The 20,553-nt window shown below is 63.1% G+C and carries 19 protein-coding genes; 8 read left to right on the top strand and 11 right to left on the bottom strand.

Going from position 1 to position 20,553, the window contains the following annotated elements; all coding sequences use genetic code 11:
* The first annotated feature begins 29 nt into the window (after positions 1-29).
* The 4 genes from AC5DC2_RS01825 to AC5DC2_RS01810 all read left to right on the top strand — a co-directional run bounded on the left by AC5DC2_RS01825 (position 30) and on the right by AC5DC2_RS01810 (position 4,900).
* Positions 30-1,688: a ribulokinase gene (locus AC5DC2_RS01825; protein WP_024710053.1), complete on the top strand. Its 1,659-nt coding sequence runs from the start codon at positions 30-32 to the stop codon at positions 1,686-1,688.
* A 38-nt stretch (positions 1,689-1,726) separates the two neighbouring features.
* Positions 1,727-3,235, top strand: a complete 1,509-nt coding sequence (gene araA, locus AC5DC2_RS01820) for an L-arabinose isomerase (protein WP_491697290.1) — start codon at positions 1,727-1,729, stop codon at positions 3,233-3,235.
* Positions 3,236-3,248: 13 nt separating this feature from the next.
* On the top strand, positions 3,249-3,941 hold the full coding sequence (gene araD / locus AC5DC2_RS01815; RefSeq protein WP_491697289.1) for an L-ribulose-5-phosphate 4-epimerase AraD: 693 nt from the start codon (positions 3,249-3,251) through the stop codon (positions 3,939-3,941).
* 158 nt (positions 3,942-4,099) lie between these two features.
* Positions 4,100-4,900, top strand: a complete 801-nt coding sequence (locus AC5DC2_RS01810) for a metallophosphoesterase family protein (protein ID WP_491697288.1) — start codon at positions 4,100-4,102, stop codon at positions 4,898-4,900.
* Between the two features lie 249 nt (positions 4,901-5,149).
* On the opposite strand, the gene AC5DC2_RS01805 is transcribed toward AC5DC2_RS01810, so the two are convergent.
* The 11 genes from AC5DC2_RS01805 to AC5DC2_RS01755 form a co-directional block, all read right to left on the bottom strand.
* Positions 5,150-5,293: a DUF1127 domain-containing protein gene (locus AC5DC2_RS01805; RefSeq protein WP_081725895.1), complete on the bottom strand. Its 144-nt coding sequence runs from the start codon at positions 5,291-5,293 to the stop codon at positions 5,150-5,152.
* Between the two features lie 259 nt (positions 5,294-5,552).
* Positions 5,553-6,911: an enolase C-terminal domain-like protein gene (locus AC5DC2_RS01800; RefSeq protein ID WP_491697287.1), complete on the bottom strand. Its 1,359-nt coding sequence runs from the start codon at positions 6,909-6,911 to the stop codon at positions 5,553-5,555.
* 76 nt (positions 6,912-6,987) lie between these two features.
* Positions 6,988-7,656, bottom strand: a complete 669-nt coding sequence (locus tag AC5DC2_RS01795) for a TetR/AcrR family transcriptional regulator (protein ID WP_491697286.1) — start codon at positions 7,654-7,656, stop codon at positions 6,988-6,990.
* A gap of 11 nt (positions 7,657-7,667) precedes the next feature.
* The gene (locus AC5DC2_RS01790) at positions 7,668-9,212 is read right to left on the bottom strand and encodes a tripartite tricarboxylate transporter permease (RefSeq protein ID WP_491697285.1); all 1,545 of its coding nucleotides are present in this window, start codon (positions 9,210-9,212) and stop codon (positions 7,668-7,670) included.
* Positions 9,209-9,709, bottom strand: coding sequence for a tripartite tricarboxylate transporter TctB family protein (locus tag AC5DC2_RS01785; RefSeq protein ID WP_491697284.1), 501 nt, complete (start codon positions 9,707-9,709; stop codon positions 9,209-9,211). The genes AC5DC2_RS01790 and AC5DC2_RS01785 overlap by 4 nt, the downstream gene beginning before the upstream one ends.
* 231 nt (positions 9,710-9,940) lie before the next feature.
* Positions 9,941-10,951 (bottom strand): Bug family tripartite tricarboxylate transporter substrate binding protein, encoded by a 1,011-nt coding sequence (locus tag AC5DC2_RS01780; protein WP_491697283.1) that lies wholly within the window; start codon positions 10,949-10,951, stop codon positions 9,941-9,943.
* 160 nt (positions 10,952-11,111) lie between these two features.
* Positions 11,112-11,939: a sugar phosphate isomerase/epimerase family protein gene (locus tag AC5DC2_RS01775; protein WP_491697282.1), complete on the bottom strand. Its 828-nt coding sequence runs from the start codon at positions 11,937-11,939 to the stop codon at positions 11,112-11,114.
* Positions 11,940-11,943: 4 nt separating this feature from the next.
* Entirely contained in the window at positions 11,944-13,101 is a 1,158-nt protein-coding gene (locus AC5DC2_RS01770; RefSeq protein WP_491697281.1) for a dihydrodipicolinate synthase family protein, read from the bottom strand.
* A 2-nt stretch (positions 13,102-13,103) separates the two neighbouring features.
* Complete coding sequence (locus AC5DC2_RS01765) at positions 13,104-14,258, bottom strand: Gfo/Idh/MocA family protein (protein WP_491697280.1); 1,155 nt, start codon at positions 14,256-14,258, stop codon at positions 13,104-13,106.
* Positions 14,259-14,650: 392 nt separating this feature from the next.
* A complete protein-coding gene (locus AC5DC2_RS01760) occupies positions 14,651-16,453 on the bottom strand; it encodes an adenine deaminase (protein WP_491697279.1) in 1,803 nt (600 codons plus the stop codon).
* A gap of 128 nt (positions 16,454-16,581) precedes the next feature.
* On the bottom strand, positions 16,582-17,196 hold the full coding sequence (locus AC5DC2_RS01755) for a DsbA family protein (RefSeq protein ID WP_024710066.1): 615 nt from the start codon (positions 17,194-17,196) through the stop codon (positions 16,582-16,584).
* A 180-nt stretch (positions 17,197-17,376) separates the two neighbouring features.
* Here AC5DC2_RS01755 and AC5DC2_RS01750 point away from each other — a divergent pair, with 180 nt between their 5' ends.
* The 4 genes from AC5DC2_RS01750 to AC5DC2_RS01735 all read left to right on the top strand — a co-directional run.
* Positions 17,377-17,853 carry a DUF3830 family protein gene (locus AC5DC2_RS01750; protein WP_024710067.1) on the top strand — a complete coding sequence of 159 codons (477 nt, stop codon included), beginning with the start codon at positions 17,377-17,379 and terminating at the stop codon, positions 17,851-17,853.
* A gap of 35 nt (positions 17,854-17,888) precedes the next feature.
* On the top strand, positions 17,889-18,920 hold the full coding sequence (locus AC5DC2_RS01745; protein WP_491697278.1) for an ABC transporter substrate-binding protein: 1,032 nt from the start codon (positions 17,889-17,891) through the stop codon (positions 18,918-18,920).
* A gap of 434 nt (positions 18,921-19,354) precedes the next feature.
* A complete protein-coding gene (locus AC5DC2_RS01740; RefSeq protein WP_024710069.1) occupies positions 19,355-20,182 on the top strand; it encodes an ABC transporter permease in 828 nt (275 codons plus the stop codon).
* On the top strand, positions 20,175-20,553 hold a 379-nt coding region (locus AC5DC2_RS01735), incomplete at its 3' end, for an ABC transporter permease (RefSeq protein WP_491697277.1). The genes AC5DC2_RS01740 and AC5DC2_RS01735, both read left to right, overlap by 8 nt.

Here is a 20,553-nt window from a genome sequence, read left to right as displayed (position 1 = left end):
ACAATGAGACAATAAGAACGAGGCACACAATGTTCTCCATCGGAATCGATTACGGAACCAATTCGGTTCGCGCGCTCGTTGTGGGCTGCGACGACGGTTTTGAATACGGAACCCATGTCTACAACTACCCGAGCGGCGACCAGGGCGTGCTGCTGGACCCGTCCGACCCGCTGCTCGCGCGCCAGAGCCCGGCGGACTATCTGAAAGGGCTCGAGGAAAGCGTGCGCGGCGCGCTCGCCGAGGCGGCAAAGCACGAGGCCTTCGATCCGGCGAAGGTGATCGGGATCGGCATCGATTCAACCGGTTCCAGCCCGCTGCCGGTGGACGAGAAAAACGGCGCGCTGGCGATGGACCCGCGTTTCACCGACAATCTCAACGCCCATTGCTGGCTGTGGAAGGACCATACGAGCTGGCGCGAGGCGGAAAAAATCACTGCCCTCGGCAAGGCGGAACGGCCCGAATACCTCGCCATGGTGGGCGATACCTATTCATCGGAATGGTGGTGGTCGAAGATCTGGCACTGCCTCAATGTCGACCGGAGCGTCTTTGATGCGGCGGCCTCCTGGGTCGAGCTTGCCGACTGGATTCCTTCCGTGCTTGCCGGCGTCAGGGCGCCGGCCGATATCAAGCGCGGCGTGTGCGCCGCCGGCCACAAGGGCCTCTACAATCCCAAATGGGGGGGGCTGCCGGACAAGGAATTTCTCGGCAAGCTCGATCCGGCCATCGCCGAGCTGCGCGACCGGCTCTATGACACGGCGCAGGATATCTCGGTGCCCGCCGGCACGCTCTGCCCTGAATGGGCGGAAAAGCTCGGCCTGCCGGAAGGCATCGCGATCGCCACCGGCGCCTTCGACAACCATCTGGGCTCGATCGGCTGCGGCATCGAGGAGGGCATGCTGGTCAAGGTCATCGGCACCTCGACCTGCGACTGCGCGATCGTCGATCTCTCCAAATCCGACACGATCCCGGGCGTCTGCGGCATCGTCGAAGGCTCTATTCTGCCGGGCTTTTTCGGTATCGAGGCCGGACAGTCTGCCGTCGGCGACATCTTCAAGTGGTGGGTGGAGCGCGTCTGCCAGGGCGGACCGGAACTGCACCGCGAATTGACGGAAGAAGCGACCGCGATGAAACCTGGCCAGAGCGGCCTTCTTGCGCTTGACTGGAACAATGGCAATCGCACGATCCTTGTCGATCAGCGGTTGACGGGGCTGATCCTAGGCCAGACGCTCTATTCGACCCGCGCGGAAATCTATCGCGCTCTTGTCGAGGCGACCGCGTTCGGCGCGCGCGCCATCGTCGAGCGGATGACGGATTTCGGCGTGCCGATCGACAAGGTCGTCTGCGCCGGCGGCATCGCCGAAAAGAACCCGATGCTGATGCAGATCTATGCCGATGTGATGAACCGCACCATGCTGGTCACGCGCTCGGCCCAGACCTGCGCGCTGGGCGCTGCCGTGGCGGCCGCCGCCGTTGGCGGATCGCATGAGAATATCGGCGAAACGACGCGCGCGATGACCGGGCTGAAGGACATCCGCTACGACCCCATTCCCGAGAACGTCGCGATCTATGAGGAGCTCTACGGGCTTTACCTCACGCTTCACGATGGTTTCGGCGGCATCACCCGCGACAGCGACATGTCGCAGGTGATGAAGGATTTGATCGAAATTCGGGACAAGGTGCGCGGCTGAGCCCGCCCCGTCCCGCCAATTGCATAAGGATGAATAGGATGATCGGCCTGAAGCCCCTCAAAATCTGGTTCGTGTGCGGCTCGCAGCACCTTTACGGACCCGAAGCGCTGGCGGAAGTCGACGCGCAGTTCAACGCCATCGCCGCCGCCCTGTCCAAGGACGGCAAGCTGCCGCTCGAGATTGTGCCGCAGCCCGTCGTCAAGAGCCCGGCGGAAGCCGCTGAACTTGCCGTGCGCGCCAATTCCGACCCCGAATGCGGCGGTCTGATCCTCTGGATGCACACATTCTCGCCGTCGAAAATGTGGATCCGCGGACTCTCCATGCTCAACAAGCCGTTCCTGCATTTCCATACGCAATATGCCCGCGAACTGCCGTGGGATACGATCGACATGGACTACATGAACCTCAACCAGTCGGCCCATGGCGACCGCGAGGCGGGCTTCATCCATACCCGCATGCGGCTTGGCCGCAAGGTGGTCTCCGGTCACTGGTCGGACCCCGAAGTCCATGCCCGGATCGACGCCTGGATGCGCGCCGCGCGCGCCTGGGACGACTGGCAGGGCGGCCGTTTCTGCCGCTTCGGCGACAATATGCGCGAGGTGGCGGTGACCGAGGGCGACAAGGTGGCAGCCGAAATGAAGCTCGGCTTTTCCGTCAACGGCTACGGCATCATGGACCTCGTCGACGTGATGAACACGCTTGCCGACGATGACGTCGCAGCGCTCGCGGCCGAATACGAGAACCGGTATGATGTCGTCGATGTGCTGAGACGAGGCGGCGCGCGCCACGACGCGCTGCTGAACGCCGCGCGCCAGGAGCTCGGCCTGAAGGCCTTCATGGAGGCCGGCGGCTTCAAGGGCTTCACCGACACGTTCGAGGACCTGCACGGCATGGAAACGCTGCCGGGCATGGCGACCCAGCGGATGATGGCGGCGGGCTACGGCTTTGCCGGCGAGGGTGACTGGAAGACGGTGGCGCTGGTCAGGGCGCTGAAGGTGATGGGCCACGGCATGAGCGGCGCGACATCGTTCATGGAGGATTACACCTATCACATGGCGCCGGGCCAGGAGCAGGTGCTCGGCTCGCATATGCTGGAAGTCTGCCCGACGATAGCCGACGGCAAGCCGAAGGTGGAGATCCACCCGCTCGGCATCGGCGGCAAGGCCGATCCGGTGCGCATGGTTTTCAACGCGAAGCTCGGACCGGCGCTCAACGCAAGCCTGATGGACATGGGCAACCGCTTCCGCCTGCTGGTGAACGAGGTCACCTCCGTGCCCCACCCCGACCTGCCGAACCTGCCGGTTGCGCGCGCGGTCTGGGAATGCAAGCCGGACTTCAAGACCGCGCTTTCGTCGTGGATCCTTGCCGGCGGCGCCCATCACACCGCCTACAGCAATGACGTGACAACGGAGATGCTGGACGATTTCGCCACCATGGCGGGGATCGAACTTGCGGTGATCAACGATGACACGAAGCTTGACCGCTTCAGGCAGGATCTTCGCAACAACGAGATCTACTGGCATCTCGGTCTCGGCATCAAGGCGTGAGAAAGGGCATCTGATGTATACGGAAATCCGGCGCGAGGCCTATGAAGCCAACCTCGCGCTTCCACGCCACGGGCTGATCAACCTGACCTTCGGCAATGCAAGCGCCGCCGACCGCGACAAGGGCGTCTTCGCCATCAAGCCCTCCGGCGTCGATTATGACGATTTGTCGCCGGAAAACATGGTGATTGTCGATTTCGACGGAAAGATCGTGGAGGGCAATCTCAGGCCCTCCTCCGACACCCCGACGCATCGCTGCCTGCTGATGGCCTTCGAGGGCATCGGCGGTGTGGTCCATACCCATTCCACCAAGGCGACGGCCTTTGCCCAGGCGGGCAAGCCCATTCCGAATTTCGGCACCACCCATGCCGATTATTTCTACGGCGAGATTCCGGTGACGCGGAAGATGACGCCGGAGGAGATCGCGTCCGCTTACGAATGGGAGACCGGCAATGTCATCCTCGAACGATTCAAGGGCCTGAATCCGCTCGATTTTCCGGGCGTTCTCGTCAACCGTCATGCGCCGTTCACCTGGGGCAAGTCGGTGGCGAAGGCGGTCGAGGTTGCCGTCGCGGTGGAGTGTATCGCCGAGATGGCGCTGATGTCGATGCAGCTCAATCCGGGCCTGCAGGCGATCGAACAGGAACTGCTCGACAAGCATTTCCTGCGCAAGCACGGGGCGACGGCCTATTACGGCCAGCCGGGATAGGCGGGACATTCCGGGGGCCATCCGGGCGTGTCTGGATTGGTGTCGGTTTCGGCCCCGTATATCATGTTGAACTGAAGCAAGCCTCACCCTAGTGTTAGGGTCACCGGATCGGGCCGCAGGCCCGGCCGGTTGTCATCCAAGAGAGGTTTGCTCCGCCGATGAAATCGCTGCGCCGTCTGTTTACTTCGCCGAAGCCGAAATCCGCACCGCGCCCGGAGCCGGCGCCGAGTTTTCGCGGCGGCCTGCCGAAGCCAGACCGCGCCTTTGTCGCGATCGGCGACATTCACGGCTGCGCCGAGAACCTGGAGCGGCTTTGGGAAAAGCTCGATCGGATGGTGCCCGACCTGCCCCTGGTGCATGTCGGCGATTATGTCGATCGCGGTGATCATTCGGCGAAGGTTCTGGACATGCTGTTCGCCCGGCAAAAGGAACGTGCCGATGTCATCTGCCTCAAGGGCAATCACGAGGAGATGTTTCTCGAGTTTCTTGACGATCCTTTGCAGAATGGCGAGCGCTGGCTGCGTTATGGCGGCCTGCAGACCGTCGCCAGTTTCGGGCCGACGGGGGACGCCTACGGCAGGAAGGACATTCCGCGCCTGCGCGATGCGGTGATTGAACAGCTCGGAGAGGAGCGACTCGACTGGCTGAGGGAGATGCCGCTTGTCTGGACGAGCGGCAACATGGCCGTGGTCCATGCCGGCGCCGATCCGCGCAAGCCGCTTGACGAGCAGTCTTCCCGAAACCTCACCTGGGGACATCAGGCCTTCGGCCAGTTGCCGCGCCGCGACGGGAAGTGGATCGTTCACGGCCACACGATCGTTCAGGTGCCGCAGATGGCCAATGGCGTGATCTCCATCGACACCGGCGCCTATGCCACCGATCGCCTGACGGCGGCGATCATCAGGCCGGATCGCGAGGTTGAGTTCCTCCAGGCCACATCGGGCAAGCCTGCCCGCTGAACTGTCTGAAGCTTGTCATGATACAATTGACGAGACCGCGCGCCGCCTGGTCCTGCCGGTCCTGGCGCCGTGGGTCGTTTGCACAAAAGAAAACGCCCACCGGGGGAGGAGGATCCGGTGGGCGTCATCATGGTGACCAGCGATTGGGAGGAGGAGGATCGCCGGTCCAGATCGAAGCGCGCTGGGAGGAGGAGGGCGCGGCTCCGAAAACTTTCTCCGCGGCCCGCTCAGGCGGGCCGGGTCAATTCCTTAGAACGCGGCCTTGCGGGCAACGCGACGGATATCTTCGCGATTGATGCCGAGGTCGTGCAGTTCGCGGTTGCTCATGCGGCCAAGCTCGGTCACGGTTTCGCGGTATTTGAGCCAGTTGTTGAACGAACGGGTCATGCTCATTTCCGGTCTCCTGTGTTGGCTTCGTCTTCGCTGTTGTTGATCCCTATATACGCGGTGGCTTTGCGATGAGGCAGTGGGGCAAAAGCAATGCCCCTATGCAAAAAACGCAAGGCTCTATTTGTATGCCTTAAATGTGGGCAGATGGCGGGCGAGGGCGTCGCGCCGACTTTTGGCCGAAGCGGCCGCGCCCGCAAGAGAAAGCGCGATGCGTGGCTTCAATAGGTTCGTCCTTTGTGCGTCCAAATGGACGCAGGGCGCACTAACGGCCGAATCCCGGGACGAAGAGCGAACCGACCGCGATCGTCCCGTCGATGATCCTGAGGTCGATTTGGCCGTTCTGCTTCGTATAGATGTCCGGATGGGCGGCAAGAAGACGCGCCTTCTGCAGATCGTCGCATCCCTGCATTCCGCCTGCGAAATGATGGCCGTTACGCTCGACATCGGCGAGGCCCAGGGTGGCCGCCACCAGGGTGTCCTGCTGCCAGCAGAGGCCCGGCTGGCATGTCAGGTCTTCCGCCGAAATGAAGACCCGTCTGCCCTCGGCGCGGGCTGCCTGCACGCGGCAGAAGTTGAGAAGCGCGCGCAGAACGCCCTTGCAGGATTTGATCGATGTTCCTGACCAGCCGCGTTCCAGCGCGCTCGCAAAGGCCCCATCATGATCGTCGCTTTCATCGATGATCAGCGGGAAACGTCCGATCTCCGGCTTGATTTCCTGTGCAAGCGCTTCCTCCCGGTCGAAAGGCTGTTCGATGAAGGCAATCGCCTCGCGGAAGGAAGACAGCGTCGCGTCGGCAACAAGCCGGTCGAGAAAGCCGGCAAACCGCGCAGCGGAGTATTGTTCGTTGGCATCGAGCGTCACGCGCAAACCGTCCATGGCGCCCACGATCCGGGCAATCGCCGAAAGCCTGTCGATATCGGCGTCCGGGTCGCCCTTGAGCTTGATCTTGAAGGCGCGGATGCCGGTGGCGCGGATGATCGCTTCAAGACTGACCGGACGGCCGTCTTCGGGCATGTCCGTGGTAACCGCCTCCGCCGTCAAAGGAGCGTCGAAACCGATGGTCTGGCGCGGTGTGATCGCCGGCAGCGGGGCGATGCGGGCGAGCGTCGCTGTGATTGTCTGCGGCGCGATATCGGGCGCCGTCATGGCCGCCACGCCGAAGAGATCGGCCCGTGCAGCCTGGGTGAAGTTCAGGCCGAAGGCAAAGCACAGCGCGTCGATCAACGCCATTTCGACAAGGGCGGGGCCGAAATGGGCGGCAAGGCGCGGCGTGCCGGCGGGCATCGCCGCTTCAGTGCCGGCGCGCAGGCGGGTTGTCGCTTCGCCGATCGTTTCCCCTGAAATGGTCTCGGCCAGCCGGCAGGCAATCTCCAGCGACAGGCGCAGATCCGCGACTGTCTCGTCATTGCTGCGGACGGCGCGCTTGTCGAACCAGCGCGGCACGAGAAGCTGGGCGGAGCGCCCTTCCGCCCGTTTGCCGCCGACGGTGATCGTCAGCGAGACAACGCCCTCTTCCGTCTCGGTGACGACGCTGTTGCCGAAATGAAATGGCAGGCGGAAGCGGACCCGCCGCGTGGCGAAAGAGACGGCGTTGACCTCAAGCCGCGGCGCGTCCGTCATCCGCCTCTCCCGAGCGCGCCATGACGGGCTTTGGCGACCGGTGCGCTGGCCCTGGCTGTGGCGCCGGCAAGAGGCTTCATGCCTCCTCCCCTTTCTGCCTCAGCCAGCCGACCACGGCCTCGGTGGCGCGTCTGGCGTGAGCGTTGAGTCCCTGCTCGCTGGTGTCGAAACCGAAGACCTCGGCAAGCGTGAAACGGTTGGACACCGGAAAATAGCAGAGCGAGGCGATCATGATATAGACCTCGAGCGGCTTGGCGCGGCGCTTGAAGACGCCGTCCTCCCAACCGCGCTCGAGCACGTCCGAAAGCTTGACCAGAAGCTTCGACTGGATTTCGCGCCGGTCTCCGATGGCACTGACGGAAGAGCCGTGCCGCAGGTTCTCTGTGTTCAGCATGGTGATGAACCAGGGCCGGGTGCGGAAATGGGTCATTGTGAACATCACGAGCGCGGCGACCGCCTCTTCCGGCGAAAGCGCGTCGAGGGCGAGTTTTTCCTCGCCGGCGCGGATCTGCACATAGGCCTCCCGCAGCGCCGCCTTGTAGAGCTCGTCCTTGTCGCCGAAATAGTCGTAGAGCAGCGGCTTCGACAGTCCCGCCTCGGCGGCGATCCGGTCGACGCGCGCGCCGTCATAGCCGACGGAGGAAAATTCATCGAGCGCGGCCTGGAGGATTGCGGCGCGCGAGGCCTCCGCGTCGCGCACGCCCCGCCTTGCCCTTGTTGCCGTCGCCTTGCCGCTTCTCGCCACTGCGTCTCTCCCTAATCCGCGCCGTTGCCCGTCTCTTCCCTGTTAGCACTGCCGCCTCTGCGTTTGAACTGCAGAAGACGACGAACCGGCGGGATAGAAAGCAGGATGATCAGAGCGATCACGATCGCAAAGCCCGCCGAGACCGGTCGTGTGAAGAAGGCTGTGATGTCGCCGTTCGACAGAATGAGGCCGCGTCTCAGGCTCTTGTCGAGCAGGCTGCCGAGAATGATGCCGAGCACGAGCGGGGCCATCGGATAGTTCAGCCTGCGCAGCACATAGCCGACGACGCCGAAGAAGAACATGACCCAGATGTCGAAGATCCGCTGGGTCAACGCATAGGGCCCGATGACGCAGAGGCAGAAAACCAGGGGCATCAGGATGGTGCGCGGCACTTTCAGCACGCGCACGAAGACCGGCGTCAGCGCCATGCCGAAAACGCCCATGGCGATCGTCGCGAAGATCAGCATCACGGCGATGGTGTAGATCATTTCCGGCTGGTCGAACATGATCATCGGGCCGGGGCGCACGCCATGCAGGAAGAGCGCGGCAATCAGCACGGCGGCGGAAGCCGAGCCCGGGACGCCGAGCGTCAGCGTCGGGATCAAAGAGCCCGGCACCACGGCGGAATTGCCTGTTTCGGCGGCGATCAGACCCTCCTGACTGCCCTTGCCGAATTCCGCGCGCTCCTTCGAATGGCGCTTGGCGGCGGCGTAGGAGCCCCAGGCGCCGATATCCTCGCCCACGCCGGGAATGATGCCGACCAGGGTGCCGATGACGCCGCTTTCGAACACGGTGCGCTTGTAGCGCCACACGCTTTTCAGCAGGTCTCGGATCGGGGCGGGGACGGATTTCTTCTCCACCATCTGGGCGGCTGGCAGCGTCATGGCGAACAGAACCTCGGCAAAGCCGAAAGCGCCGACCATCGCCGGAATCAGGTCGATGCCGCCATTCATCTGCTGGATGTCGAAATTGAAACGGACATAGGAATGAATGCCTTCCGAGCCGATCATCGCCACCGAAAGCCCGATGAGGCCGGCCATATACCCTTTCAGCGGCTCGCCGGAATGGGTGAGCTGGCCGGAAATGACGATGCCGAACAGCGCCAGCCAGAAGAATTCATAGGAACCGAAGCCGAAGGCGGCTTCCGCCAGGGGAGGCGCAATCGCGATCAGCATGACAATGCCGACCAGCGTGCCGAGCATGGAGCCGAGCGTCGCGATCGCCATGGCAAGCGCGCCCTTGCCCTGGCGCACCAGGGGAAACCCGTCGAGCGCGGTTGCGGCACTTGCCGGCGTTCCGGGAATATTGAGCAGGATGGCGCTGCGCGAGCCGCCGTAGATCGCGCCCACATACATGCAGATCAGCACCAGGATCGCCGCGTCGCGGTCGAGCGAATAGGTCAGCGTCGTCAGAAGCGCGACGCCCATGGTCGCCGTCAGGCCGGGCAGCGCGCCGACGAATATGCCGAGCAGCGTCGCCCAGACGACGTTGAACAGCATCATCGGCGTCGAAAGGTTGGCGAAAGCGGAGAAAAGCGCGTCGAAAACCGTGTTCATGGCAGTCGCACCAGAAAGAGATCCTCAAAGAGATATGACAGCGCGCCGCCGAAGGCGACGGCGATGATCGCGGCACGCGCGATCATGAAAAACAGCGCCCTGCGCGGCATGCCGGAGGAAAATTCGAAGATGATGATGAAGCTTGCGACAAACAGGCTGCTCGCAGCCCAGAAGTGGATGCGTCCGACGAGAAAAAGCGCATAGGCGGCGCAGATCGCGATAAGGCCCAGAAGCTTCAGCAACTCCGCGCGCGCAATGAGACCGGACACATGGGCGCCGTCATCATTGTCCCTTAGGCGCATCAAGCCCCAGAGCTGCAGCCCGGCCACAATTGTGATGGCAATGCCGAGGATCATCGGCAGCAGGCCGGGAATGCTGGCGGGGTGAATGCGCCGCATCTCCAGCCGATCCATGGTCAAACCGCCGACGAACTGGGCAATGCCGATCGCCAGAAGAATGACGGTCACGGTAAGGTCTACGGAACGTAACTTCAGCATGTCGTCCTCCGGGTTTCGGGCGTAAGTGAGACGGCGGGCGCGAGGACGCCTTTAGTCCTTGCCTCGACCATATGTGCCGAGAGAAGAGGGCAGGGCCCGCCGGCCCTACCGCAAGATCCGGCCCCGGCGCCAGAGCATGTCCGCGTCTCCTTGAATCGTGGACATGCTCTAACCTTTTGTTTTTCCGCGCGTCCGGACGGAAAACCGGGTTCCCCTTCTCCTGGACGCGCCCTATTCGCAGGTGATGCCGAGTTCCGACGGGTCCTTGACGGCCTCGCCCCGCGATTTGAGCGCACAGGCTTCCGAGATCACCACGGGCATGGCGCGTTCGCGGGCCTGATCGCCATAACTCGGATTGAACATGGCGCCGCGTTCATTGGCGTATTTCTTCAGCGCCGGAGCGTTCATCACATGCTCTTCCCAAACCTGGTCGACGGTATCGTAGACCTCCTGAGGCGCGCCGGCGGGGATGAAGACGCCGAAATAATCGGGCGCGACATGCATGTCGAGCCAGTTGGTGACCGGCGGAACCGGCTCCAGGCCTTCGATCTCGAGCGGCGTGTCGGAAATGACGGCGAGCGGGCGCAGGCGGCCGGCCTTGATCATCTCCGTCTGCTCCACGGCCAGCTGCGTGGTCATGTCGACCTCGCCGGAGGCCGCTGCGATCACGGCCGGATTGCCGCCGTCATAGGTCACCATGCGCGCGGTCATGTCGCCGCCGGCGGCATCCCTGAGCGCTGCCAGCGCCATGCCGCCCGACGAGGTAACGCCGGCGGTGCCGACGGTGACATTGCCGGTTTTCATGGCTTCCAGAAGCTCGCCGAAATCCTTGTAGGGCGCGTCGGCGTTGACCGAGATCACCGGCGCATTGGCGACATGGAGATAGACCCGGTAATCATCGATACCGGATTCCTCCAGAAGGCCCGAGACCTGATAGGTCGCGTTGTTGGCGATCGCGTTCGCCGTCCAGGTATAGCCGTCGCGCGGTGCGTCAAGCGCCGCCTTGGTGCCGATCGATCCGGAGGCGCCGGGCTGGTTGACGACGACGACCTCGGTCCCGAGCGCTTCTTCCAGGATCGGCGCGACGACGCGGGTAACCTGGTCGGTGGAGCCGCCGGCCGACCACGGCACGATGATGTTGATCGGGCGGTCGGGCTCCCATGTCTGTGCGGTTGCAGCGCCTGAGGCGATAACGGCGAATGCGGCCGTGGAAACGGCCAGCTTCAAGAACGTGGTATGCATAGTTTCCTCCCTTGACGACCGGATGGTCGATTGAGTGCGCCCGGCCTGCCGCCGGGTGCGGCGAATGCGCAGTTTCCGGGCCGCACCGCCGCCGGGGACTCCTCTTCCCTGAAAGCGCGGCGCGCAGCCACCTGCCTGCGCGGGCAGGCATGTTCCTCGTTCAGCAGTAACCGGCGGCCCGCGCGATGATCGTTTCCAGCACCTCGTCCGGGTCGCGCTTCCACCAGTTCTCCGCCGAGAAGATCTCGACCTCGTTGAGGCCGGCAAAGCCTTCCGCCTCCACGGCCCGGCGCAGGTCTGGAATGTCGATCACGCCGTCGCCCATCATGCCGCGATCATTCAGCATGTCGGTGGTCGGCACCAGCCAGTCGCACAGATGGAAGGCCATGAGCCGGTCCTTGCCCGCGCGCGCGATCTGTGCCTTGACGTCCGGGTCCCACCAGATGTGATAGACGTCCGCGGCGACGCCGATGCCGTCGCCGAGGCGATCGCAGATGTCGAGTGCCTGGGCCATGGTATTCACGGCGGCGCGGTCTGCGGCATACATCGGATGAAGCGGCTCGATGGCGATATTCACCCCGACGGTGCGGGCAAATTCAAGCGTCTTGCCGAGACCTTCCTCGATCATGGCCCGCGCGCCCTCAAGGTCGCGACTTCTGGGGGCAAGTCCGCCGACCACCATGACGAGGCAGGCCGCCCCGATGGTTGCCGCCTCGTCCACGGCGCGGCGATTGTCATCCAGCACGCTCTTCGTCAAGGCGCCTTCAGCCGTGTACCAGCCGCCGCGGCAGAGCCCGGAAACGGAAAGTCCGGCTTCGCGAAGCTGGCGCGCCGCTTTCTCCGCGCCGAGTGCCTGCAACTGGTCGCGCCATGGCGAAACGCCGCCCAGGCCGTGGCGCGCGGCCCCGTCGATCGCCTTGTCGAGCCCCCATTGCGGGCGCGTCGTGGCGGTGTTCAGGGAAAGCCGTTCGGGAGTAATCGTCTCCATGCGCTCAGGTCCCTATGCCATACGTTGCCATCACGCGGGCGGTACGCGTTGCCGCCATGTCGGCATCGGCGATCAGACCGGCCTTGTCGGCAAGGCGCACGACGTCGGCCAGATGCTGCGCGGAACGGGCGCTCTGCTGGCCGCCGAGCATGGTGAAATGGTCCTGATGGCCCATCAGATAGGCCAGAAACACGACGCCGGTCTTGTAATAGCGCGTCGGCGCCTTGAAGATGTGGCGCGAGAGCGGCACGGTCGGCTCCATCACGGCGTTCCAGCGCTGCATGTCGCCCTTGGCAAGGGCTGCAAGACCGGTGGCTGCGACCGGCGCGATCGGATCGAAAATGCCGAGGAGCGCGTGGCTGTAGCCCTGGTCGTCACCGGCAATCAGTTCCGGGTAGTTGAAATCGTCGCCGGTATACATCTTCACGCCGTCCGGCAGCCGGCGACGCATGGCGATTTCCTTTTCGGCGGACAGCAGCGAGATCTTGATGCCGTCGACCTTGTCGGCGTTGCCGGCGATCACCTGCAGGCAGGTGTCCATCGCCGTCATGTGATCGGCGCTCGCCCAATAGCCTTCGAGCGCGGGATCGAACATCTCTCCGAGCCAGTGCAGAATGGCAGGCTTTCTGAGTCCCTGCAGGATGCGGCCATAGACACGGGCATAGTCATCGGCGCTCTTGGCGACCCGGCAGAGTGCGCGGGACGCCATCAGGATCACCTGACCGCCGGTCGCCTCCACCGCCTCGCACTGCATTTCGTAAGCCGCGATCACGTCATCGATGGTCTTTGCGTCAGCGGGATCGAGATGGTCGGTGCCCGCGCCACAGGCGATCGAATGACCGCCGGCCTTTGCCTCTTTCACCGAGCGCTGGATCAGTTCCAGGGAGGTCGGCCAGTCCATGCCCATGCCGCGCTGGGCCGTGTCCATGGCCTCGGCCACGCCGAAGCCGAGCGACCACAGATGGCGGCGGAAGGCGAGAGTCCTGTCCCAGTCGACATTGCAGTCGGACCAGGGATTGTTGTCGGCGAGCGGATCGACGACGACATGGGCGGCTGCAAAAACGGAACGGTTCCATTCGCCCTTGTCTGCGGCGACCGTCTTGCCGGAGAAGGTGAAGGTTTCGAGGCCGCCTGAAACGGACGGAAGCTTGATAGCGGTCATGATCAGATCCCCAGATCTTCGAGGTCAACCCAGCGGCGTTCGCGCGCGCTCTCGTAGCCGGCCTCGGCAAGCTGCACGCCCTTGGCGCCTTCGCTCAGCGTGTAGGCAAAGGGGGCATCTTCCAGAACGTGGCGCAGGAATTGTTCCCACTGCACCTTGAAGCCGTTGTCGAACACGGTGTTGTCAGGCACTTCCTGCCAGTCGTCGAAGAAGTTCATCTTCTGCGGCTCGTCCGGGTTCCAGACAGGTTTCGGCGTGTTGGCGCGGTGCTGGCTATAGCACTTGTGCAGGCCGGCGACGGCCGAGCCATGGGTGCCGTCGATCTGGAAGGTCACAAGGTCGTCGCGGCGCACCCTTGTGCACCAGCTCGAATTGATATGGGCAACGATATCGCCTTCGAGCATGAAGGTCGCATAGGCCGCGTCGTCGGCGGTTGCCTGATATTCATTGCCCTCTTCGTCGATCCGCGTCGGAATATGGGTCGCGGTGGTGCAGGACACGGATTTGACCGGCGCCACCACATTGTCGAGCACGTAGCGCCAGTGGCAGAGCATGTCGGAGACCATGCCGCCGCCGTCTGCCGCGCGATAATTCCAGCTCGGGCGTTGCGCCGGCTGGTCCTCGCCGGTGAAGACCCAGTAGCCGAACTCGCCCTTGACCGAGAGGATCTTGCCGAAGAAACCGTTGTCGCGCAGCCGCTTCAGCTTGAGAAGGCCCGGAAGGTCGAGCTTGTCGTGGACGATACCGTTCTTGACGCCCTTTTCCCTGGCGTAACGGGCAATCGAGACGGCCTCTTCAAGGCCTTCGGAAACCGGCTTTTCGGAATAGACATGCTTGCCGGCATCGATCGCCTTGCGGAGCAATGTCGGCCGCAGCTTGGTCGAGGCGGCATCGAAGAAGATGATGTTGTAGGGATCGGCCAGGGCCGCATCGAGATCGGTCGTATAGCGCGCGACATTGTGGCGCTTCGCCAGCTCCTCGATCTTGGCGGCGTTGCGGCCGACAATGATCGGGTCCGGCATCGCCCTGGAGCCGTCCTTCAGGCGCAGTCCGCCAGAATCGCGGATGGCCAGAACCGAACGGATCAAATGCTGGTTCATGCCCATGCGGCCGGTAACGCCGTGCATGATGATCCCGATACGATTGGTATCAGACATTTATTTTCCTCCCATCAACCTGCTTATTACCTACCAGTTAGTAATAAATTGGTCAAGGACGGACAAATGGAAAATCAGGGTGCCGGATGGGAGGCGGTTTCAGGGATCGGACGATTGAGACGGGGCGTAAAAAACAATGCAAGGCCCTCTTTCTCGGCGTCACCCTCGGGCCCTGCCCCGAGGAGCCAAGCGCCTTGCCCGCCGATAGGCGTCTGCGGCGTCATGAAACCTTGAACTGTCACGACAACCGTTCGCCAACGCTTCTCGCGTCAGACGTGGTTAGATGCTCGGGACAGGCCCGAGCATGACGCAATTGGGTGGTGAACGACCATCAGGGAACCGAAATCCCGGTGGGACAGATGCGGCAATGGACAAGTCGTGTGCGCGCGCCCTCACACCGCCTCGAACAGGTCGATCACTTCCATCTCCGGCACCAGAACCAGTCCCTTGTCGGTGAGGCGGATTTCGGGGATGACGGAGAGCGGGATGAGGTTGAAGCCCATATAGGGAATGGCGCAGCCCGCTTCCTCCCATTCGAGCTTCAGCACGCGCACGGCGTCTGCGACATCGTTCACGCGCTTGTCGGAAAGAAGCCCCGCGATCGGCAGTTCGACCATGGCGCGGACCTTGCCCTCATTGACCACGCAAACGCCGCCCTGGCTCTCCTCGATCGCGCGCACAGCCACCTGCATGTCGGCCTCGTTGGTGCCGGCGACGATGATGTTGTGGCTGTCATGGCCGACGGACGAGGCGACGGCGCCGCGCTTCAGCGAGAAGTCGGCAAGCAGGCCGTTGGCGACATTGCCGTCGGACTTGCCGTGGCGCTCGATCACCGAGACGAAGCAGAGGTCGTGCCGGTCGAAATGGTCCTGCCAGTCATTCGCCAGTTCGAGCTCGATCCTGTCGTGGATCAGCGTGATGCCGGGCAGTTCTGTGCGGATGCAGTGAGCCACGACCTTTTTCGTCGGAAGATCGGGCGTCAGCCTGATCTCCTTCGGCAGTTTCACCGTATGATAGGCGGCTTCCGGATAGCGATAACGCTTCGAAAGCGCCTCATCAAGCAGCGGCGTCACCTTTTCGTCTTCCACCACGAGTTCGCCGCCATACCAGGTGTTGACCGGCTTCAGCATGTCGTCCAGCAGCACGATATCGGCGCGTCTGCCGCCGCCGAGCCCGCCGATCTCCTCGCCCATGCCGAAACGCGTGGCGCCATGCAGCGAGCCCATCGACCAGGCCTGTTCCGGCTTCATGCCGGCCTTCACCGCCTGGCGCGTCACCCAGTCCTGGCCGAACATCAAGAGGTCGTCGGCGTCGCGGTCATCGGTGCAGACGGCCACCCGCTTGTGCGAGGCGCCGAGTTCGGTGACGGCCTTGATCGCCTCGGGCAGCGAATGCCAGGGCGTCGTCGGCGGGCCGCCGCGCAGGAAGACCCAGACGCCCGCTTCGATCAGATCATTGGCGATCTCGCGATCGATCGCCTCATGCGTATCGGTGACGCCGGCAGCGGCATAGGCCGCGACGAAATCGCGACCATAGACATGGCCGGAGACCGGACGGCCGCGTTTGAGCGATTCGGCGATGATGGCATGCGAGCGCTCGTCACTCATGGCCACCGGCACGAAGTCCATCTTCTCGCCGAGCGCGACGGCCTCCGGCCAGCGGTCGAAGATTTTCGCGATCTTTTCCGGCGTCAGGTCGCCGCCGGCCGTTTCCATCCCGGGACTGGTGGCCGGTACCGTGCTGGGAACCGTGAGGAAGATCGAAAGCGGCGCCTCGCGCGCATCCTCCAGCATCGCCTCCACGCCCGCGACATCCATCACATTGCCGATTTCGTGGCTGTCACAGAAGATCGTCGTGGTGCCGTTCAGAAGCGCAGCCTCGGCATAGGCGCAGGCCGTGACCATGCTGGATTCGATATGGAGATGCGGATCCACCAGGCCGGGCGCAATGATGCCGCCCTTGACGTCGTGGATGTTCGCCGCCTTGCCGCGATAGGTTCCGGCCGGTTTCATCGCGGCGATGCGGCCGCCCGCAATCCAGAGTTCGCGGTCGTCGAGCATGCGTTCCGAATAGGTCGACAGCGCGCGTGCGCCGGTGATGACGAGGTCGGGTTCCTCGCGACCAAAGGCGACGTCGGCGAGCCGCCGGGTCATTTCGGAAAGTGGGGCGACAGAAAAACGTGTCAGCTTGCTCATGATCGGCCTTCGTGCTGGTCAGGTTGGCGCGCGTCACGGACGGACGCTTTCGCCGTGGAGGCTAACCATGGCGCGGCGGACGGTCCAGAGCTTTCTTGCAAAGGCCTGTCCGGGCGGTTTTGCGGCATTCAGCCTGCCGATCGCGCCTCGGCGATCGCCGATTCCAGCATGATCCTGTCGAGCACGCCCGGATAGACCATGCGGCCGATGACATAGGAGGGCGTGCCGTTGAACTGGAAGGCTTCGGCCTGGTGGTAGTTGCGATCGAGCAGGTCGGAGATCTTCTTCTCGTTCGCCTTCACCGCCTCGGCAATGGCGTCGAAATCCAGCCCGGCGGCGGTCAGAAGCGTCTCGATCCGCTCATGCGTGAGACGTCCCTGCGCGGTCATCAGCGCGTTGAGCGCCGTGTCATATTCGCCGAGCGCCGCCGCGCCCTGAACAGCCTGGGCGGCGTAGACGGAGACCTCGCCGAAGATCGGCCAGTCCTTCATCACCAGCCTCACATTGCCGTCCTTTGCCACGACGTCGCGCACCATCGGGTAGTCGCGCTTGCAATAGGTGCACTGGAAGTCGAAATATTCGACCACGGTAACGTCGCCTTCCGGATTGCCGAGGACGGGCGCGTTCGGGTCCGCGAAAACCTCCTGTGGCGTCGGTTCGTGAGCGAAGGCCGCGCCGAAAGGCGACAGCGCCAGTCCCGACCCAGCGAGGACGCCCTTCAGCAGGCTGCGTCTTTGCATCATCTGAAACTCCTTTGATCGGATGAGGTTCGAATATAGGAGATGCTTCCGGCTTGCCACCCATCAACTTTGCGCGAGGCGCAGTTTGATAAAAATTTTCTATCGAAATATGAGAAATTGAAATTGGACATGGACAGCCTTGTTCCGCTTCACTCACCATAAGGAAATAGAGGGAGCGATATAGTGGACGACCGAAAACTCTACCTCAAGTTCATCGATGCCGACGTTCAAGGCATAATTTCTCTTTATTGGGAGAATGCGCCGGAGACCTGCAAGGCCATCTGGGGCGCGCTCGAAAAGCCGATCCGGTGGCCGGCGACCCATGCCATGTTTGCGGGGCCCGAGATCATGATGGGCCTGCCGGAGGAAGCACGCAATTTCGACCCGACGAAACTGCCGCCGGAAAACCAGACGATCCTGCCCGAACCCGGCGAAATGCTGTGGTTCTACCAGCCCAAGAACTTCTTCAAGAACGATCCCTCGGAGTTCTGGGAGCTTGGCATGTTCTATGGGCAAGGCGGGCGTACTTTTGGCCCGACCGGCTGGATTTCCTGCACCTATATCGGAAAAATGACCGAAAACCTTGATGCGGTTGCCGAGCAGTGCAGACGCATCCGCATCGAAGGCGCAAAGCGGGTGGAAGTCGGGCGTCTCGCCTGACCCCCCTGAAACATAAAAAAGAGGAAGGGAATAGCATGAAACGCGTAACCACACTGCTGGCGACTGTGTCAGTTCTCGCCGCCTCGCAGGCTTCTGCCTTCGCGGCGGAAATCACCATCAACTCCTTTGGCGGCGCCTATGAGGAGGCCCACCGCAAATGCGTCATCGAGCCGTTCACCGCCGAAACCGGCGCGGATGTGAAGATCGTCACAGCCTATTCGGCGGACGCCTTCGCCCAGCTGCGCGCCCAAAAGGACGCGCCGCAGTTCGATGTCATCCATTTTTCCGGCGGTCAGGAGATCGTCGGCGCCGAGGAGGGCCTGCTCGCGCCGATCGATCCCTCGAAACTCTCGAATGCCGCCGATCTCTACCCCTTCGCAGGCGCCAATATGGACAAGGGCGAGGGCCCTGCCTACCAGATCGCGGCCATCGGTCTGCTGTACAACAGCGACGAGCTTGCCGAAGCGCCGGCAAATTGGGCCGACCTGATGAAGCCGGAAATGGCGGAAGGTCTGGTGCTGACCGACATCTCCAACACCTACGGCCTGTTCGGCTTCCTGATGCTGAACCAGGTCGCCGGCGGTGACCTGGAAAACATCCAGCCGGGCCTCGACGCGGTGAAATCCATGCTCGACAACGGCGCCTATGTCGTTTCCAAGTCGCCGGAAATCCAGCAGTCCTTCGCGCAGGGTGGAGCTTTCGTTGCGCCTTATGCCTCCGACTATGCCTTTACGCTGAGAAAGGCCGGCCTGCCGGTCAAGTTCCAGCAGGGCGCGGAAGGCACGCCGGCAAGCTACATCACCGCCAATCTGGTGGCCGGCCGCGACAATGAAGACCTGGCGCTGAAGTTCATCGATGTCGAGCTTTCGTCCGAAGCCCAGGCCTGCTTCGCCGAAGCGCTGCGCTATACGCCGACCAATGCCAAGACCGAACTGCCGGCAGAGGTTGCCGCCGATGTCGCCTATGGCGAGGAAGGCGTGAAGAGCCTGCTGCGCTTCGACCCGGAAGTGATCGAGGCAAGCCGCGCCGACTGGGTCGTCGAGTGGAACAAGGCCATCGCCCAATAATCATGGGGTGCGCCCGCCCCGTATCCCGCCCCCAACCGGGATGCGGGGCGAACGAACCGCCTGACGTCGCACCCGGCCGTCGAATTGCGACAAAGCCATGGCCCTTGGCGGATGAGCATCAATCTTGCAGCCCGTTCCAGCCATTCTCTCCCGCCTGCGGGAGAGAATGGCTGGAACGAGCAGTGAGGGCGACGCGGCTTTTCAATGTTGTGAGGGCGCCCGTGCTGAAGCTCTTCCCCTTCACTGTCGCGATGTCGCGCGCCACCGGAGCGGGAAAGTGTGGAGGCTCTGCTGCAAAGCGATCTGCGGCAGCCCCGCCTCGATGAAAAACCCGTGAGGGGGCCAGGTCTCGGCGCTATCGCACTCGGAAAGGCTCGCGCTTTTTGCGCGGAAGGTGGATATTGCGATTGTCCCCACCGTCAGAAGGAACGTGGATGAACACTGACCGTGCAGAAAACGCGCTCCTGGTTTCGCCCGGGCTTCTGCTGCTGGCGCTCGCCTTCTTTCTCCCGATTGCCCGCATGCTCGGGCTTTCGGTGATGGCCGAGGAGGGGGGCTTCACGCTTGCCCATTTCGCCCAATTTGTCAGCGAGCCATATTATCTCGGCGTCTTGTGGCGCACGATCCGGCTCTCCTTCATCATCACGCTGGTTTCCGCGCTGATCGGCTTTCCGCTTGCCTATATCATGGCGCGGACGGGACCGCGCGCGCGGCTGTGGCTGATCATCGTCATCCTGCTGCCGCTGATGACCAGCGTCGTCATCCGCACCTTCGGCTGGATGGTGATCTTCGAGCGCGGCGGCATCGTTTCCGGCACGCTCTACGATCTCGGCTTGGTCAAGCGCAATTTCACCCTGATGCGCACCGAGACCGCGATCGTCATCGGCATGGTGCAGGTTTTGCTGCCCTTCATGACGCTGTCGATCCTCGGCGTGATCACGCGGATCGACCAGCGGCTGGAAGAGGCCGCGCGCACCATGGGCTGCAATTTTCTCCAGTCCTTCCGTCACGTTGTGCTGCCGCTGTCCATGCCGGGCATCGCCGCCGGCTCGCTGCTCGCCTTCACGCTTTCGGCGAGCTCCTTCGTCACGCCGAGTCTTCTCGGCGGCCCCAGGCTTCAGGTTCTGGCCTCCTCGATCTATTCCTCGGTAACGCAGACGCTCGACTGGCATTTCGCCGCTGCCCAGGCGGTCATCCTGTTCCTCGGCATCGCGCTGACCCTCATTCCCTATTTCAGGCTCACGGGAGGCCGGCATGGTTAAGGCGGTTCCGCTCTGGCTGAAGATTGCGACCTATGTCTTCATCGCGCTCATCGTCGTGCTGATGCTCGCTCCGCTGATCGTGGTCGTCGGCACGTCCTTCTCCGCCAACCAGTTCATCTCCTTCCCGCCAAAGGATTTCTCGCTGGAATGGTACCGAAAGGTCCTGTCGTCGGATGCCTATCTCGGCTCGGCCGGGCTCAGCCTGGCGATCGCGCTACTGGTCACGCTTTCCTCCGTCATCATCGGCGGGGCGGCGGCGATCGCGATCCACCGGCGGCAATTGCCGAAGTCGGAGCTTCTCGGCGCTCTTTTCCTGTCGCCGCTGATCCTGCCGACGATCATCTATGCCATCGGCCTGTTGATGTTCTGGA

The organism is Martelella sp. (assembly GCF_984369615.1).
The sequence above is the reverse complement of the archived record's forward strand: the minus strand, read 5'-3'. Positions and strand labels throughout refer to the sequence as shown.